The sequence below is a fragment of the Pseudomonas sp. Pme6b genome, from assembly GCF_058129925.1.
The window spans coordinates 4,574,577-4,592,514 of sequence record NZ_CM176704.1; the positions used below are offsets into that span (position 1 = coordinate 4,574,577).

At 57.2% G+C, this 17,938-nt stretch carries 16 protein-coding genes; 2 read left to right on the forward strand and 14 right to left on the reverse strand.

What is annotated here, in order from left to right; translation table 11 throughout:
• Position 1 precedes the first annotated feature (1 nt).
• The 14 genes from lpxB to rpsB all read right to left on the reverse strand — a co-directional run bounded on the left by lpxB (position 2) and on the right by rpsB (position 14,071).
• Entirely contained in the window at positions 2-1,144 is a 1,143-nt protein-coding gene (lpxB, locus tag AC4ANE_RS20765) for a lipid-A-disaccharide synthase (RefSeq protein ID WP_002554717.1), read from the reverse strand.
• Between the two features lie 2 nt (positions 1,145-1,146).
• Positions 1,147-1,923, reverse strand: coding sequence for an acyl-ACP--UDP-N-acetylglucosamine O-acyltransferase (gene lpxA, locus AC4ANE_RS20770; protein ID WP_002554718.1), 777 nt, complete (start codon positions 1,921-1,923; stop codon positions 1,147-1,149).
• Positions 1,920-2,360 carry a 3-hydroxyacyl-ACP dehydratase FabZ gene (gene fabZ, locus AC4ANE_RS20775; protein WP_002554719.1) on the reverse strand — a complete coding sequence of 147 codons (441 nt, stop codon included), beginning with the start codon at positions 2,358-2,360 and terminating at the stop codon, positions 1,920-1,922. The genes lpxA and fabZ overlap by 4 nt, the downstream gene beginning before the upstream one ends.
• Before the next feature lie 109 nt (positions 2,361-2,469).
• Entirely contained in the window at positions 2,470-3,525 is a 1,056-nt protein-coding gene (gene lpxD / locus AC4ANE_RS20780) for a UDP-3-O-(3-hydroxymyristoyl)glucosamine N-acyltransferase (protein WP_002554720.1), read from the reverse strand.
• Between the two features lie 2 nt (positions 3,526-3,527).
• A complete protein-coding gene (locus AC4ANE_RS20785; protein WP_002554721.1) occupies positions 3,528-4,031 on the reverse strand; it encodes an OmpH/Skp family outer membrane protein in 504 nt (167 codons plus the stop codon).
• Between the two features lie 45 nt (positions 4,032-4,076).
• On the reverse strand, positions 4,077-6,452 hold the full coding sequence (bamA, locus tag AC4ANE_RS20790; RefSeq protein ID WP_002554722.1) for an outer membrane protein assembly factor BamA: 2,376 nt from the start codon (positions 6,450-6,452) through the stop codon (positions 4,077-4,079).
• A 74-nt stretch (positions 6,453-6,526) separates the two neighbouring features.
• Positions 6,527-7,879 carry a sigma E protease regulator RseP gene (gene rseP / locus AC4ANE_RS20795; RefSeq protein ID WP_031598543.1) on the reverse strand — a complete coding sequence of 451 codons (1,353 nt, stop codon included), beginning with the start codon at positions 7,877-7,879 and terminating at the stop codon, positions 6,527-6,529.
• A 117-nt stretch (positions 7,880-7,996) separates the two neighbouring features.
• Positions 7,997-9,187 carry a 1-deoxy-D-xylulose-5-phosphate reductoisomerase gene (gene ispC, locus AC4ANE_RS20800; RefSeq protein WP_002554725.1) on the reverse strand — a complete coding sequence of 397 codons (1,191 nt, stop codon included), beginning with the start codon at positions 9,185-9,187 and terminating at the stop codon, positions 7,997-7,999.
• Positions 9,184-9,999, reverse strand: a complete 816-nt coding sequence (locus AC4ANE_RS20805; protein WP_004657951.1) for a phosphatidate cytidylyltransferase — start codon at positions 9,997-9,999, stop codon at positions 9,184-9,186. The genes ispC and AC4ANE_RS20805 overlap by 4 nt, the downstream gene beginning before the upstream one ends.
• Positions 9,999-10,754 (reverse strand): polyprenyl diphosphate synthase, encoded by a 756-nt coding sequence (gene uppS / locus AC4ANE_RS20810; protein WP_002554726.1) that lies wholly within the window; start codon positions 10,752-10,754, stop codon positions 9,999-10,001. Before uppS ends, AC4ANE_RS20805 begins: the two co-directional genes overlap by 1 nt.
• Positions 10,755-10,770: 16 nt before the next feature.
• A complete protein-coding gene (gene frr, locus AC4ANE_RS20815) occupies positions 10,771-11,328 on the reverse strand; it encodes a ribosome recycling factor (RefSeq protein WP_031596309.1) in 558 nt (185 codons plus the stop codon).
• A complete protein-coding gene (pyrH, locus tag AC4ANE_RS20820; RefSeq protein ID WP_002554728.1) occupies positions 11,325-12,068 on the reverse strand; it encodes a UMP kinase in 744 nt (247 codons plus the stop codon). Before pyrH ends, frr begins: the two co-directional genes overlap by 4 nt.
• Before the next feature lie 205 nt (positions 12,069-12,273).
• The gene (tsf, locus tag AC4ANE_RS20825; RefSeq protein WP_002554729.1) at positions 12,274-13,137 is read right to left on the reverse strand and encodes a translation elongation factor Ts; all 864 of its coding nucleotides are present in this window, start codon (positions 13,135-13,137) and stop codon (positions 12,274-12,276) included.
• Between the two features lie 190 nt (positions 13,138-13,327).
• Positions 13,328-14,071, reverse strand: a complete 744-nt coding sequence (rpsB, locus tag AC4ANE_RS20830; protein WP_002554730.1) for a 30S ribosomal protein S2 — start codon at positions 14,069-14,071, stop codon at positions 13,328-13,330.
• A gap of 312 nt (positions 14,072-14,383) precedes the next feature.
• On the opposite strand from rpsB, the gene map reads away from it, so the two are divergent.
• Positions 14,384-15,166 carry a type I methionyl aminopeptidase gene (map, locus tag AC4ANE_RS20835; protein WP_002554731.1) on the forward strand — a complete coding sequence of 261 codons (783 nt, stop codon included), beginning with the start codon at positions 14,384-14,386 and terminating at the stop codon, positions 15,164-15,166.
• Between the two features lie 50 nt (positions 15,167-15,216).
• A complete protein-coding gene (locus AC4ANE_RS20840) occupies positions 15,217-17,913 on the forward strand; it encodes a [protein-PII] uridylyltransferase (protein ID WP_002554732.1) in 2,697 nt (898 codons plus the stop codon).
• The last annotated feature ends 25 nt before the right edge of the window (positions 17,914-17,938 follow it).

Below are 17,938 nucleotides of genomic sequence, written 5' to 3' on the forward strand. Positions count from 1 at the left end.
CTCACTGTGAAGACGACTGGCCGAGCAGGCTCAACACCGCGTCGGCGGCCTGATTGGACGCATCTCGGCGCAGAATACGGTGAATGGCATCAAAGCCTGCGGTTTGCGCCTGACCGTCGTCGATCAGCGGCAGCAGCGTCCGCGCCAACACTTCGGGGGTGGCGTCATCCTGCAGCAGTTCTGGCACCAGCAGGCGCTGGGCAAGCAGGTTAGGCAGCGACACGTAAGGGCTTTTGACCATCCGCTTGAGTATCCAGAAGGTCAGCGGTGCCAGACGGTAGGCCACCACCATAGGCCGCTTGTAAAGCAGGGCTTCCAGAGTCGCGGTGCCGGAGGCGATCAGTACCGCATCGCATGCTGCCAGCGCCACATGCGACCGCCCGTCGAGCAGCGTGACTGGCAGATTGCGGCCTTGTAACAGCTGCTCTACCTGAGCCCGTCGCTGAGGACTGGCGCAGGGCAGTACGAAGCGCAAGCCAGGGCGCTGGGCGAGAAGAAGCTCGGCAGCATCGAAAAACAAACCGCCCAGACGACCTACTTCGCCGCCCCGGCTGCCCGGCATTAACGCAACAACGGGCGCTTCCTGAGCAAGGCCAAGCCCTGCGCGGGCTGCGGCGCGATCTGACTCCAGAGGGATGGTGTCTGCCAGCGGGTGACCGACAAAGCGTACCGGTACGCCCTTCTCTTCATAGAAACGGGCTTCGAATGGCAACAATGTCAGCATCAGATCACAGCCTTCACGAATCTTCAGCACACGCTTCTGACGCCAGGCCCAGACTGACGGGCTGACATAGTGCACGGTCTTGATGCCCGCGCGGCGTAGCTGAAGTTCGATATTGAGTGTGAAGTCGGGGGCATCGATGCCGATGAAGACGTCCGGCTTTTCATTGATGAGGGTCTGTACCAGCAGCTTGCGACGGGCCAGCAGCTCACGCAGCCTGCCAAGCACCTCGACCAGCCCCATCACCGACAGGCGCTCCATCGGGAAGTAGGACTGCATGCCCTCAGCCTCCATCAACGGGCCACCCACGCCGATGAAACGGATATCGGGATGGCGCACCTTGAGGGGGCGCATCAGGCCGGACCCGAGGATATCGCCGGATGCTTCACCAGCGACCAGAGCGATACATAATGGCTTGGTCATGATTAGCGAATGATACCGCGGGTCGACGTCTGGATAGACTGAAGGAATACGGCCACTTCAGGGAACTGCGCCGCCGGCTCGGCAAGGTCGGCCGCCGCCTGAGCGATGGTCAGCCCCTGACGATAGACTGTCTTGTAGGCTCTGCGCAGCGCATGAATGGCTTCTTCGGAAAAACCACGACGGCGCATGCCCTCGAAATTCATGCTGCGCGCTTCGGCCGGGTTGCCAAACACCGTCACGAACGCCGGAACGTCCTTGCCGATGGCCGTACCCATGCCGGAAAAGCTGTGAGCACCGATATGGCAGAACTGATGCACAAGAGTAAAACCGGACAGGATGGCCCAGTCATCGACATGAACGTGGCCTGCCAGCGCGGTGTTGTTGACCAGTATCACGTGGTTGCCGATCACACTGTCATGGCCGATGTGTGCATAAGCCATGATCAGGTTGTGATCGCCCAGCGTGGTTTCGGCACGGTCCTGAACAGTCCCGCGGTGGATGGTCACACCTTCACGGATCACATTGTGATCACCGATGACAAGACGGGTTTCCTCGCCCTTGTATTTCAGATCAGGCGTGTCTTCGCCCACCGATGAGAACTGGTAGATGCGATTGTGCTTGCCGATCCTGGTGGGTCCCTTAAGGACAACATGAGGACCGACGACTGTACCCTCGCCAATTTCCACACCGGCTCCGATGATCGACCAGGGGCCAACCTCAACGTTGTCGGCCAGAATGGCCGTCGGATCGATGATTGCGCGAGGGTCAATCAAACTCATAGTTTACGTTCCGCACAGATGATTTCGGCAGAGCATACCGCCTTGCCGTCAACTGTAGCCTTGCACTCGAACTTCCAGATCTGACGCTTGCTGCTCAGGAACTTCGCTTCAAGAACCAGCTGGTCGCCCGGCAGAACCGGTTGACGGAAACGCAGTTTGTCAGAACCGACGAAATAATAGAGCGTACCGTCTGACGGCTTGGAGTCGAGCATCTTGAACGCAAGAATACCGGCAGCCTGCGCCATAGCTTCGATGATCAGCACACCCGGCATGATGGGATGCTCGGGGAAGTGGCCGTTGAAAAAAGGCTCGTTGACGCTGACATTCTTGTAGGCGCGAATGTTCTTGTTCTCGATATCCAGCTCGGTCACACGGTCCACCAGCAGGAACGGGTAACGATGAGGCAGGTATTCGCGAATTTCTTTGATGTCCATCATTTCGAGGGGAAGCCTGTAGTAAAGATTAGGGGTGCGTCGCGACTGCGCAGCACCCCTCTACATCAAGGAGGCAGTTTATCGACTGTGCACGCTTGATATTAAAAAGGTATCAGCCATCAGATGATCGATTATCGGCGCAGGTCACCGTCTCTACAGCCTTTTCAAGCTTTTGCAGACGTCGCGCCATATCATCGATCTTGCGCAGACGAGCTGCACTCTTGCGCCACTCGGCGGCCGGCTGCATGGCAGTACCGGACGAGTACGAACCCGGCTCGGTAATGGAATGCGTCACCATCGTCATGCCGGTGATGAAAACACCATCACAGATTTCGATATGCCCTACCAGGCCGACACCGCCGGCCAGCATGCAGTGCTTGCCGATTATGGTGCTTCCGGAGATGCCAACACACGCAGCCATCGCTGTGTGATCGCCAACCTGTACGTTGTGGGCAATCTGAATCTGGTTGTCCAGTTTCACGCCGTTGCCAATTCGCGTATCGGCCAGAGCACCGCGATCGATCGCCGTATTAACGCCGATCTCGACGTCATCACCCAAAGTGACGCCACCGATTTGTGCAATTTTCTGCCAGACACCCTTCTCATTGGCAAAGCCGAAACCTTCACCGCCCAGCACCGCGCCCGACTGAATGACCACACGTTTGCCGATGCGCACATCGTGATAAAGCGTTACCCGCGGGGCCAGCCAGCCACCTTCACCGATTTCGCAACGCGCACCGATGAAGCTGTGCGCACCAATGGTGACATCGGCTGCAATACGGGCACCGCTCTCGATAACGACGAAAGCGCCAATACTGGCGGCAGGATCAACCTCAGCATCGTCGGCAATCACTGCCGTCGGATGAACGCCAGCCACGCTTTTGGGCTTGGGGTCAAAAAAGTGCGAAATGCGCGCATAGGCCAGGTAAGGATCCGGGACCAATAGCGCATCTCCGGTGTAGCTGTCGGCATCTGCGGGCTTTAGCAGCACGGCAGCAGCCTGGGCATCGACCAGAAATTTACGGTATTGAGATTTTGCCAGGAAACTGATTTGACCAGGGCCGGCTTCTTGTAAAGCAGCCAGCCCGGTGATGTCCTTGTACTTGTCGCCACGTAGCGTAGCGCCAAGGAACTCGGCCAATTGGCCGAGCTTGATGGTTATGCTCATGGTTACTTCAGCTGGTTCATGCGCTCGATGACCTGGCGAGTAACGTCGTATTGAGGCTTGACGTCAATCACTGCACCGCGCTCGAAGACCAGGTCGAAACCACCTTTCTTGATGACTTCTTCAACAGCCTGATCCAGTTTTGGCTTCAACTGCTTGAGCATTTCACGGTCAGCAACAGCCTTGGCTTCGTTCAGTTCCTTGGACTGGAACTGGAAGTCACGAGCCTTTTGCTTGAATTCAAGCTCCAGACGCTCGCGCTCAGGCTGAGCCATCTTGTCGCCGCCGCTGACCAGACGGTCCTGGATACCCTTGGCGCTGCTTTCCAGGCTCTTCAGCTTGGTCAGTTGCGGACCGAATTTTTTCTCGGCATCAACAGCGTATTTCTTGGCAGCATCAGATTCCAGCAAGGCCATCTGATAGTTCAGTACGGCAATTTTCATGTCGGCAAATGCAGGGCTTGCGACCAGAACGGTTGCCAGCAGTACCAATTGAGTCAACTTACGCACAATACAACTCCTACAAAATTCGTTGCGTTATCAAAGATCAGACGCTTAGAAAGTCTGACCCAGGGAGAATTGGAAGACCTGAGTTTCTGCTTCGTCGTCCGGCTTCTTGATCGGCATCGCCAAGGCGAAGCTCAGAGGGCCGAGCGCAGTGATCCAGGTGACACCGATACCCACAGAGCTGGCCATGCCGGAAAGGTCGATGTTGTTGCATTCGACGTTTTTGCCACTGGCTGTCTTCCTGCTGGAATCGCAGTTTGTATCAAATACGTTGCCGACATCCCAGAACACGGAGGTGCGCAGGGAACGCTGGTCCTTGACGAATGGCAGCGGGAACATGACTTCTACGCCACCCTGCACCAGGGCATTACCACCGAACGGCAGTGGATCCTGGTCCGGATCGGCCAACGTACCGGGTTTGGAACCGTTACTAGGCGTGCTGCGCGGACCAAGCGTGCTGTCCTTGAAGCCACGAACCGAGTTGAAACCACCGGCATAGTAGTTCTCGTAGAACGGCAGACCCGAGGTCGAACCGTAGCCGTCGCCATAACCTAGCTCTGTGTGCAGACGCAGAGTGTAGTTATCGGTGATCGGGTGGAAGTACTGCGCACGGTAATCCAGCTTGAAGAACGACAGGTCGCTGCCCGGTAAGGTAGATTCGAACACCAGGCTTTGCGAATGACCACGGGTCGCCAGTACGCCTTTGTTCAGAGTCGATTCAGACCAGCCGACCGAGCCCTTGAAGTTCAGGTACTTGTCGCCTTCTTTTTCAACAAAGTCGAAGATCTCGTCAACGGTGTACTTGCCGGTCTTGATCTCATCCTGCTGCACGGTCAGGCCGTAGGTCAGGCGCGAGGTTTCGCTGATCGGGTAGCCAAGGTTGATACCGGCACCCAGGCTGTCTACCGCGTAGCTTGCAACATCAACGTCGAGGTCATCGTAGTTGGTGGTGCGGTAGAACGCGCTGTAACCCAGGCTGACACCGTCCGGCGTGTAGTACGGATCGACGTAACTGAAGTTGTAACGGCTCTGGTATTCGCTGCGGGTCAGGCCAATGCTGACCTTGTTACCGGTACCGAGGAAGTTGTTCTGGCTGATCGAACCACCGAGGATCAGACCGGCGCTTTGCGCGAAGCCGACGCTGGCGGTGATCGAACCGGACGCCTGCTCTTCAACGGCGTAGTTCACATCGACCTGATCGTCGGTGCCTGGAACAGGTGGAGTCTCGACGTTGACTTCCTTGAAGAAGCCCAGACGATCCAGACGGGTTTTCGACTGGTCGATCAGGTAGGTCGAGGCCCAGCCGCCTTCCATCTGACGCATTTCGCGACGCAGCACTTCATCTTCCGACTTGGTGTTACCGCGGTAGTTGATGCGGTTGACGTAGGCACGCTTGCCAGGATCGACCACGAAGGTGATGTCGACCGTGTGGTCTTCGTTGTTCGGGGTCGGCACGCCGTTGACGTTGGCGAAGGTGTAGCCTTCGTTACCCAGACGACGGGTGATCAATTCGGACGTGGTAGTCATGACCTTACGCGAGAACACCTGACCCGGCTGTACCAGCAGCAGAGACTTGACCTGGTCTTCAGGAACCTTCAGGTCACCGCTGAGTTTGACCGACTTGACGCTGTATTTTTCGCCTTCGTTGATGTTGACCGTGATGTACACGTTCTTCTTGTCCGGCGTGATCGAGACCTGGGTCGAGGCGATATCCATGTTGATATAGCCGCGATCGAGGTAGTACGAACGCAGACGCTCAAGGTCACCCGACAGCTTTTCACGGGCGTACTTGTCATCATTCTTGAAGAACGACAGCCAGTTGCTGGTCTTGAGCTCGAACAGGTCGGTCAGGTCTTCGTCGGAAAAGACCGTGTTGCCCACCACGTTGATATGCTGAATGGAGGCGACGGTGCCTTCATTGATGTTGATTTTCAGGCCTACGCGGTTGCGCGGCTGTGGAACGACCTCGGCGTCAACCTCAGCAGAGTAACGGCCCTGGGCAACGTATTGGCGTTGCAGCTCGTTACGCACACCTTCAAGGGTTGCACGCTGGAAAATTTCACCCTCGGCCAGACCGGACTGTTTCAGCCCCTTCATCAGGTCTTCGGTGGAGATGGCCTTGTTGCCTTCGATTTCGATACTTGCAACCGAAGGACGCTCGACGACGTTGATGACGAGTACGTTGCCATCGCGACCCAGCTGGATATCTTGAAAGAAACCGGTTTTGAACAGCGAACGGGTAGCATCGACCAAACGACCATCGTCCGCCTGCTCGCCTACGTTCAGCGGCAACGCACCAAAAACACTGCCGGCGGATACCCGCTGGAGGCCATTGACACGAATATCGGAGATGGTGAAGGACTCGGCGTGAACTTCAGCGATCATCAGTGCGGAAAGAACCGCAGTTAGCAGCAGACGTTTCATGAAGTCCTTTCTTATTCCAACTGGCAATAAACAAACTGCCGCAAAATGCGGCAGATTCGCAACTCGGCAAAGCGTTACAGTCGGCCCAGATCGTTGACCAGCGCGAGCAACATTACGCCCACTACCAGACTGATACCGATCTGTGCCCCCCAACCTTGAACCTTTTCCGAAAGGGGACGACCACGCGCCCACTCGATCAGATAAAACAGCAAATGCCCCCCGTCCAAGACGGGAATGGGCAGCAGATTCAGAACACCCAGGCTAATACTCAGATAAGCGAGGAAGTTCAGAAAATCTCCGATGCCCGACTGGGCCGAAGCGCCCGCCACTTTAGCAATGGTTATCGGTCCACTCAAGTTTTTTACCGAGAGCTCGCCGAACAACATTTTCTTCAGTGAGTCCAGGGTCAGCACGCTCATGTTCCACGTGCGCTTTATCCCCTCACCCATCGCGGCGAAAGGACCGTAGCTGACCTCGCGCAGCATTTCCGGTGGCCAATCGACAGCTTTAACGCCAGCCCCCAGATAACCTGCGGCCGCCTTGCCTTCGCCTTTCGCGGAGAGGGTTACAGGGACGTCCATTTGTACACCGTCACGCTCGATGCGCAGCGATACTTTTGCTTCAGGGCGCTCGCGTACCCGGTCAACAACCTGCTGCCACTCATTGAGCGGCTGACCGTCCATCGAAATCAGGCGATCTCCGGTTTTAAGCCCGGCACTCTGCGCCGGACCTTTCGGGTCGATCTCTGCCAGCACCGGCAACAAGGCCGGGCGCCACGGACGAATACCCAGCGACTTGATCGGATCAGGCTCTTCAGCCCCCCGGAGCCAGTCATTGAGCACCAGCTCACGAGACGTGTCGACCGTCGAACCCTGATCCCTGAGCTTCAAAGCGATGGTGCCGCTTTCACCCAGACGGCGGACCAGTTGCAGATTGACCCCCGCCCAGCCCGACGTCGGCTCCCCGTCGACTGCGACGATTTCCTGCCCGGCAGTCAGACCCGCCTGCTGAGCGATGCTTCCGGACTCCACGGCACCGATAACCGGACGAACCTGCTCGCTGCCCATCATCGCCAGCACCCAGAAAAACGCGATGGCCAACAGGAAATTGGCTGTCGGGCCTGCGATCACGATTGCGATACGCTGCCCGACGGTCTTGCGGTTGAACGACTGATCGGCAAGCTCGGGCGGGACATTGCCTTCGCGCTCGTCGAGCATTTTGACATAGCCACCCAGCGGAATTGCAGCGACCACGTACTCGGTACCCTGACGATCACTCCAACGCAGAAGAGGCGTGCCGAAGCCCACCGAAAAACGCAGCACCTTGACGCCGCAACGCCTGGCCACCCAGAAGTGGCCGAATTCGTGGAAGGTCACCAGCACGCCCAACGCTATCAGGGTGCCGAGAATCATGTATAAAGCGCTCATCAGCCTTCTCCGGGTACCGACTGGTCGGCCAGTGTGTTAATTATCGCAGACTTCAAAGCCTGCCGTTGACGCACCACATCGACCCTTTCATTCAAATCCTGACGGGTCATCAGATCGCTATCGCGCGTTTCTTTCAAGCCATTGGCCCGCGAGCAAACGCGCTTTTGCATCCGCGGCAAACACCGCGTCGAGCCCTTCGACCGCAGTCACAGGCTCATGATTCAGAACCTCCTCGATAATACCGGCGATTTCCAGGTAACGGATACGCCCATCGAGGAATGCAGCGACAGCCACTTCATTGGCTGCGTTAAGCATGGCAGGCGCACTGCCTCCAGCCTCTGCCGCATGACGCGCCAGCCGCAGGCAGGGGAAACGCTCCTCGTCCGGCTTTTGAAAATCAAGCTGGCCGATACGGAACAGATCCAGAGGCGCAACGCCAGAGTCTACACGTTCAGGCCAGGCCAATGCATTGGCGATGGGCGTGCGCATGTCGGGATTGCCCAATTGAGCGAGTACAGAGCCATCAACATAATCGACCAGCGAGTGGATCACGCTCTGTGGATGGATGACCACCTCGACCTGATCCGGACGTGCATCGAACAACCAGCAGGCTTCGATCAGCTCGAGCCCCTTGTTCATCATGGTCGCCGAATCAACGGAAATCTTGCGCCCCATCGACCAGACAGGATGCGCGCAGGCCTGTTCGGGCGTTACATTCTGCAACTGTTCGAGCGGGGTTTCGCGGAAAGGCCCGCCCGAGGCCGTCAACATGATCCGCCTGACACCCACAGCACCAAGCCCGCGAGCAAAATCGCCCGGCAGGCACTGGAAAATCGCATTGTGCTCACTGTCGATGGGCAGCAGCACTGCGCCGCTCTGCCGAACAGCCTGCATAAACAGGTCGCCGGACATGACCAGCGCTTCCTTGTTGGCCAGCAAGACCTTCTTGCCCGCCTCGACCGCAGCCAGTGTTGGGCGCAGACCGGCAGCGCCGACAATGGCGGCCATGACAGCGTCCACGCGCGGGTGCGCAGCCACTTCACACAGACCGCCCTCGCCCACCAGAACCCGGGTGTCGAGCCCGGCCACAGCAAGGTAGTCCTGCAATTTACGGGCGACGAACTGATCGGGAACCACGGCGTATTGCGGGGTATGTCGGACGCACAGGGCCAGCAACTCATCCAGACGACTGAAGCCCGTAAGCGCGAACACCTGATAAAGCGAAGGATGACGTGCGACGACATCCAGAGTGCTCAGACCGATAGAGCCTGTTGCACCCAGAATGGTGATGTGTTGCGGCCCACTCACATGACACCCCAGTCGGCGGCCCAGAGCAGAACCGCAAATACCGGAATGGCCGCAGTAAGGCTGTCGATACGGTCCAGCACACCGCCGTGTCCAGGCAGCAGGTTGCTGCTGTCCTTGACCCCTGACTGGCGCTTGAACATGCTTTCAGTCAGGTCGCCAATTACGGAGATGAACACAATCACAGCAGCGCCAAGAAGCCCGGCGATGAACTGAGCAACCGTCCAGTCACGAGAAACGCCCACAGCGGCCGTGATGCCCAGACTGACCGCAAGACCGCCGTATACGCCTTCCCAGCTCTTGCCCGGACTTACCTTGGGGGCCAGTTTGCGCTTGCCGAAAGCCTTGCCGGAGAAATAGGCGCCGATGTCGGCAGCCCAGACCAGCACCATCACTGACAGAATCAGCCAGTTACCCAGCGGCCACTGCTTGATCAGCACCAACCCCTGCCAGGCAGGCAGCAAAATCAAAAGACCGATCACCAGCTTGCAGGCCGCGCTTGCCCAGTGGCTACTGGAGTCTGGATAGGTAAGAACCAGAAAGGTCGCCACGCCCCACCAGATGACTGCAGCGACGAGCACCCAGGGCTCCAACCCTGGCAGCAGGTACATGAGGAATAGCAGAATTGCGACCACAGCCGCATAACCGATGCGCATCGACTGCGCAGCAAAACCTGCGAGCCGCGCCCATTCCCAGGCACCCAGCACGACAACAACCCCGATGAACAGGGCGAAATACATGCCGGTCAGCAGGAAAAAACCACACAAGGCGATCGGCAACAGAATGAGTGCCGTGATGATCCGTTGTTTCAGCATTAAGCCCGGGCTCCAGCTTCTACCTGTTCGCTGGTTTTACCGAAGCGACGTTGGCGAGAAGCGAAATCTGCCAGCGCGGCGCGCATGGCATCGTGTTTGAAGTCCGGCCAGAACAGGTCGGAGAAGTACAGCTCGGCGTAGGCCAGCTGCCAAAGCAGGAAGTTACTGATGCGGTGCTCGCCACCGGTGCGAATGCACAGGTCCGGCAACGGCAGATCGCCCGTTGCCAGACAGGTCTGCAGCAGCTCGGGGGTTATATCCTCCGGTTGCAGATGCCCGGCCTGAACCTCGCGCGCCAGCCGCTGGGCAGCCTGTGCGATGTCCCATTGCCCACCGTAGTTGGCAGCGATCTGCAGCACGAAACGGCTATTGCCGGACGTACGCACTTCCGCCTCGCGCATTGCAGCCTGCAGCTCGGGATGAAAGCGCGAGCGGTCGCCAATGATCCGCAGGCTGATGTCGTTCTCGTTCAGGCGCTTGGTTTCACGGCGTAGCGCCGTGAAGAAAAGCTCCATCAGCGCACCAACCTCTTCGGCCGGGCGCTGCCAGTTTTCACTGGAGAACGCGAACAGTGTCAGCACCTCGACCTTGGCTTCGGCACACACCTCGATAACGGCCCGCACAGCGTCGACGCCCGCCTTATGGCCAGCAACGCCTGGCAGCAGGCGCTTCTTGGCCCAGCGATTATTACCGTCCATGATAATCGCGACATGGCGCGGTACCGAAGACGGCACGGCCGGTTTTATCTTTTCCATGAAAGCGTCCGAAACCTTAAACAGCCATCAGATCAGCTTCTTTCTGCTTGACAGCAACTTCGATTTCAGCAACGAATTTGTCAGTCAGCTTTTGCACGTCGTCCGCCGCGCGACGCTCTTCGTCTTCGCTGATTTCCTTCTCCTTGACCAGATCTTTCAACTGGCTCAGGGCGTCACGACGAATGTTGCGTACAGCAACACGAGCGTCTTCAGCGGCGTCGCGTGCCTGCTTGGTGAAGCCCTTGCGGGTTTCCTCGGTCAGAGCAGGCATGGAGATCAGCAGCAGCTCACCCAGGTTGGTCGGATTGAAGCCCAGACCTGAGCTCTGGATAGCCTTGTCGACAGCAGCAAGCATATTACGCTCGAACGCCACGACCTGAAGAGTGCGCGAGTCCTTGACGGTCACGTTGGCAACCTGACTCAGCGGCGTATCGGCACCATAATAAGGGACCATGACACCACCCAGAATGCTCGGGTGCGCCTTGCCGGTGCGGATTCGGGTGAACGCGTGGTTCAGCGACTCCAGACTCTTCTGCATGCGGGTCTGAGCGTCTTTCTTGATTTCGTTGATCATTGTTGGGCTTCCTCGATCAGGGTCCCTTCAGCGCCACCATGGACGATATTCAGAAGGGCACCCGGCTTGTTCATGTTGAAGACGCGCAATGGCATCTTGTGATCGCGACACAGGCAGATTGCGGTCAGATCCATCACGCCCAACTTGCGATCCAGCACTTCATCGTAAGTCAGATGATCGAACTTCTCGGCATTCGGGTCCTTGAACGGATCTGCGGTATACACGCCATCCACCTTGGTGGCCTTGAGCACTACATCGGCGTCGATCTCGATCGCGCGCAGGCAGGCAGCCGAATCGGTCGTAAAGAACGGATTACCCGTACCCGCAGCAAAAATCACCACTTCCTTGGCGCTGAGATGGCGCATGGCCTTGCGGCGATCATAATGATCGGTCACACCCAGCATGGAAATGGCCGACATCACGATGGCCGTGATATTAGCGCGCTCCAGCGCATCGCGCATTGCCAGGGCGTTCATCACAGTGGCCAGCATGCCCATGTGGTCGCCTGTTACCCGATCCATACCCGCAGCACTCAAGGCTGCGCCACGGAAAAGGTTACCGCCGCCGATCACCAGACCGACCTGAACACCGATACCGACCAGCTGGCCGACTTCCAGCGCCATACGGTCCAGCACCTTGGGGTCAATGCCGAACTCTTCCGAGCCCATGAGGGCCTCACCGCTGAGCTTGAGTAGAATGCGTTTATAGCGAGCCTGATAACCACTGCCCTGCTGAGCCATTGCGAATCTCTCCTGCGGCGTTTTCTGAAAAAAATCTGTGCTGGCTATTTCAAGCCTGCGCTTACTTTAGCTTGACGCTCTGCGAGCGTCGGGAGAATGCAGCCTTGTGAGCACAATCTCCAAGGAAAATTTCCTTTTCTCTTTCGACAAAGAGGCCGCACGCGTGAGCGGGCAGCCTCTTTGGGGCGACAGTTGAAAAACCGTCTTACTGCTTGGCAGCAGCCAGCTGTGCAGCCACTTCGTCAGCGAAGTTATCAACTGGCTTCTCGATGCCGTCGCCTACTTTGAAGTAGGTGAAGGAAACGATTTCAGCACCGGCTTTCTTGGCCAGATCACCGACCTTGACTTCCGGGTTCTTGACGAACGCCTGCTCGACAAGGCTGGCTTCAGCCAGGAACTTGGTGATACGGCCGCCAACCATTTTTTCAACGATTTCAGCTGGCTTGCCTTTGATCTTGTCTTCGTTCAGTTGCAGGAAGACGTTTTTCTCGCGCTCGATCGCTTCGGCAGACACTTCCGAAGGGAACAGGAACTCGGGGTTGCTTGCCGCTACGTGCATGGCGATATCTTTAGCCAGCTCGACGTTGCCACCTTTGAGGGTAACTACCACACCGATCTTGTTGCCGTGCAGGTAAGTACCTACAACGTCGCCCTCGATACGCTTCAGGCGGCGGATGTTGACGTTTTCGCCAACCTTGCCGACCAGCACCAGACGTGCAGCTTCCTGAGCTTCGATCAGCGGAGCGACATCAGTCAGCTTGTCAGCAAAGGCTTTTTCGACGCTTGCAGCAACGAAAGCCTTGAAGTCGTCCTGCAGAGCCAGGAAGTCGGTCTGCGAGTTGACTTCGATGATGACAGCAGCCTTGCCGTCATCCTTGATGGCGATCGCGCCTTCAGCAGCAACGTTGCCTGCTTTCTTGGCGGCCTTGATCGCGCCGGAAGCACGCATATCGTCGATTGCTTTTTCGATGTCGCCGCCAGCCTTGGTCAAGGCCTTTTTGCAGTCCATCATGCCTTCGCCGGTACGCTCGCGCAGTTCTTTGACCAACGCTGCAGTAATCTCTGCCATTTCAAAATCCTCTTGGATAGGTCTTCAACCATTCCACCCGGCTCGCCGGGCGTGCAATTCTTGAAAAATCAGGGTGGCAGCAACACATGACAGCAAGGTCATAGCTACAGACCGACAAATCATTTCCTAGGTGGCAAAAAGGGGGCTAAGCCCCCTTTTCGCGTACTGAGTAAACGCCAGGCGTTTGTACTCAGCCTTCTACAGCAGCTGCAGCTGGAGCTTCTTCGACGAATACGTCGGTGCCGCCAGCAACATTGTTACGACCACGGATAACAGCGTCAGCCATCGAACCCATGTACAGCTGGATGGCGCGAATGGCGTCATCGTTGCCCGGGATGATGTAGTCAACGCCTTCCGGGCTGCTGTTGGTATCGACAACGCCGATAACCGGGATGCCCAGCTTGTTGGCTTCGGTGATCGCGATGCGCTCGTGATCAACGTCGATAACGAACAGTGCGTCTGGCAGACCGCCCATATCCTTGATACCACCCAGGCTGCGATCCAGTTTTTCCAGATCACGGGTGCGCATCAGGGCTTCTTTCTTGGTCAGCTTGGCGAAAGTACCGTCTTCGGACTGTACTTCCAGCTCGCGCAGACGTTTGATCGACTGACGGATGGTCTTGAAGTTGGTCAGCATGCCACCCAACCAGCGATGGTCGACGTACGGCGAACCGCAACGTGCTGCTTCTTCAGCAACGATTTTGCCAGCGGAACGCTTGGTGCCGACGAACAGAATCTTGTTTTTGCCCGAAGCCAGGCGCTCAACGAAAGTCAGAGCTTCGTTGAACATAGGCAGGGTTTTTTCAAGGTTGATGATGTGAATCTTGTTACGCGCGCCGAAAATGTACTTACCCATTTTCGGGTTCCAGTAACGGGTTTGGTGACCGAAGTGCACACCGGCCTTCAGCATATCGCGCATATTGACTTGGGACATGATAGTTCCTTGATAAGTCGGGTTAGGCCTCCACGTATCCCAATGACCAACCAATGGCATCTGCCAAGGGCACCCAGGTCATCGTGTCGACACGTGTGTGGGTTTGTGCTTCAAGGACGGACCTTGGAAAGCGGCGCATTTTATATCACAAAAGGGAAGAGAACGGAACTCCCATCAAGTTCTTGTTTTGCGGTGCTTTTAAAGCCGCATCCGCTGCCTATAGAAGGAAGCGATGATTACCCGGCACCGGCGGTCTGATAGAATTACGCCTTTGCGCACCAACCGCGTGCCAGCCACGCCGAGAGATTCTGTATGACCATCACCCTCAAAACCCCGGAAGACATCGAAAAGATGCGCATCGCCGGTCGCCTGGCCGCCGATGTTCTGGAAATGATAGCGCCTCACGTAAAGCCCGGTGTAACCACCGAAGAGCTGGACCGCCTCTGCCACGATTACATCGTCAACGAGCAACAGGCCATCCCTGCCCCGCTGAACTACAAAGGCTTCCCCAAGTCGATCTGCACCTCGATCAATCAGGTAGTCTGCCACGGCATCCCGAGCGACAAGAAGCTGAAGAACGGCGACTCGCTCAACATTGACGTTACCGTCATAAAGGACGGGTACCACGGGGACACCAGCAGGATGTTCCATGTCGGCACCGTTCCGGTATGGGCCGAGCGTCTGTCGAAAGTAACTCAAGAGTGTCTGTATAAGGCTATCGAAATCGTCAAACCCGGCACTCGCCTGGGCGACATCGGCGCCGTTATTCAGAAACACGCTGAAAAGAATGGTTTCTCTGTGGTTCGGGAGTTCTGTGGTCACGGCATCGGCAAGGTGTTTCATGAAGAGCCGCAGGTCATGCACTTCGGCGAGGCTGGAACCGGTATCGAACTGCAGGAAGGCATGACCTTCACCATCGAGCCGATGATCAACCAGGGACGCCCTGAAACCAAGATCCTTGGCGATGGCTGGACGGCGATCACCAAGGACCGCAAGCTCTCGGCGCAATGGGAGCACACGCTGCTGGTAACCGCTGACGGTTACGAAATCTTCACTTTACGCAGTGACGACACTATTGCACAAAAAGCCCCCTGACCGGAGGCTGCACGACTGAACACCCGACCCGACATGAGGAATACTGCTCCATGCCGCAAGTAGATCCAGACTTGTTCGATCGTGGCCAGTTCCAGGCCGAACTGGCCTTGAAAGCCAGCCCCATCGCTGCGTTCAAGAAGGCTATCCGCAGGGCGAAAGACGTCCTTGATGATCGCTTCAGGTCAGGGCGAGACATTCGGCGACTGATAGAAGACCGGGCATGGTTTGTAGATAACATCCTGCAGAAGGCCTGGGATCAGTTCGAATGGAGCGAAGATGCCGATATCGCCCTGCTTGCAGTGGGCGGCTACGGGCGCGGCGAACTGCATCCGTACTCGGACATTGACCTGCTGATCCTGCTGGACAGTGATGACCACGAAATTTTTCGCGAACCTATCGAGCGGTTTCTGACACTGCTCTGGGACATCGGTCTGGAGGTCGGGCAAAGCGTGCGCTCTGTCAATGAATGTGCACAGGAAGGCCTGGCCGACCTGACTGTCATCACCAACCTGATGGAAAGCCGCACCATTGCAGGTCCCGAGCATCTGCGCCAACGCATGCTGGAAGTCACCAGTACGCAGCATATGTGGCCGAGCAAGGAGTTCTTTCTTGCCAAGCACGCCGAACAGAAAAAGCGTCATCACAAGTACAACGATACCGAATACAACCTGGAACCCAACGTCAAGGGCTCGCCCGGCGGCCTGCGCGACATTCAGACCATTCTGTGGGTTGCGCGACGCCAGTACGGCACGTTGAATCTGCATGCACTGGCAGGCGAAGGCTTCCTGCTGGGCAGTGAAAACGCCCTGCTGGCCTCCTCCCAGGAGTTTCTCTGGAAAGTGCGCTATGCGCTGCACATGCTGGCCGGACGATCAGAAGATCGGCTTCTGTTCGATTATCAGGTCCGCATCGCAGGCTTGCTGGGCTATGAAGACAGTGACGCCAAGCTCGCCATCGAGCGTTTCATGCAGAAGTATTACCGTGTGGTCATGAGCATCGCCGAACTCAGCGATCTGATTATCCAGCATTTCGAAGAAGTGATTCTTTCCGACGACAGCGGCACAGCGCAGCCGATCAATTCGCGCTTCCAGCTGCACGACGGCTATATAGAAGCCACCAACCCGAACGTTTTCAAGCGCACCCCGTTTGCCATGATCGAGATTTTCGTGCTCATGGCCCAACATCCCGAGATAAAGGGCGTGCGCGCCGACACCATTCGTTTGCTGCGTGAACACCGGCACCTGATCAACGATGATTTCCGTAACGATATCCGTAACACCAGCCTGTTCATCGAGCTGTTCAAGTGCGAGACAGGCATTCATCGCAACCTGCGCCGGATGAACCGCTACGGCATTCTAGGGCTGTATCTGCCGGAATTCGGCCATATCGTCGGGCAGATGCAGCATGACCTGTTCCACATCTATACCGTCGATGCGCACACGCTGAATCTGATCAAGCACCTGCGCAAGCTGCAATACACAGAAGTGTCCGAAAAATTTCCGCTGGCAAGCAAAATAATGGCTCGACTGCCAAAGCCGGAACTGATCTACCTGGCCGGGCTGTACCACGACATTGGCAAGGGCCGTGGCGGCGATCACTCGGAGCTGGGCGCAATAGATGCACAGGCGTTCGGTACGCGCCATCATCTGCCTGACTGGGACACCCGTCTTATTGTCTGGCTGGTGAGCAACCATCTGGTCATGTCGACCACCGCACAGCGCAAGGACCTTTCAGATCCCCAGGTCATCCACGATTTCGCCCAGTTCGTCGGCGACGAAGTGCACCTGGACTATCTGTATGTGCTGACCGTTGCCGACATCAACGCGACCAACCCGACCCTCTGGAATTCGTGGCGCGCCAGCCTGCTGCGCCAGTTGTACACCGAAACCAAGCGCGCCTTGCGCCGCGGCCTGGAAAACCCGGTTGATCGCGAGGAGCAGATTCGTCGCACCCAGACCGCAGCGCTGGACATCCTGGTACGCAACGGCACTGACCCTGACGATGTCGAGCAACTCTGGTCAGCGCTGGGAGACGATTATTTCCTGCGTCACACCGCTGGCGATGTTGCCTGGCACAGCGATGCCATCCTGCAGCAGCCAGCCGACGGCGGCCCGCTGGTGCTGATCAAGGAAACCACTCAGCGGGAATTCGAAGGCGGGACGCAAATATTCATTTACGCCCCTGACCAGCATGATTTCTTCGCTGTGACCGTGGCGGCGATGGACCAGTTGAACCTGAACATTCATGACGCGCGCATTATCACGTCCAGCAGCAAATTCACACTCGACACCTATATCGTCCTCGATAACGAAGGCGGTTCGATCGGCGACAACCCGGAACGCGTTCAGGAAATCCGCAACGGCCTGACCGAAGCGCTGCGCAACCCGGATGATTACCCGACGATCATCAAGCGCCGCGTGCCTCGTCAGCTCAAGCACTTTGCGTTCGCACCGCAAGTCACCATTCACAACGACGCCCAGCGTCCTGTGACGGTACTTGAACTGCTGGCACCTGACCGCCCCGGCCTGCTGGCGCGCATTGGCAAGATCTTCCTGGAGTTCGATCTGTCATTGCAGAATGCCAAGATTGCGACCCTGGGCGAACGCGTGGAAGACGTGTTTTTCATCACCGACGCGAATAATCATCCGCTGTCCGACCCACAGCTGTGCAGCCAGTTGCAGGACGCAATCGTCAAGCAACTGAGCGTCAACTCAGAGCCCGGCCATGATTTGCGAATCAGCATATGAGCACTCGGCCAAACGAATCGACTCA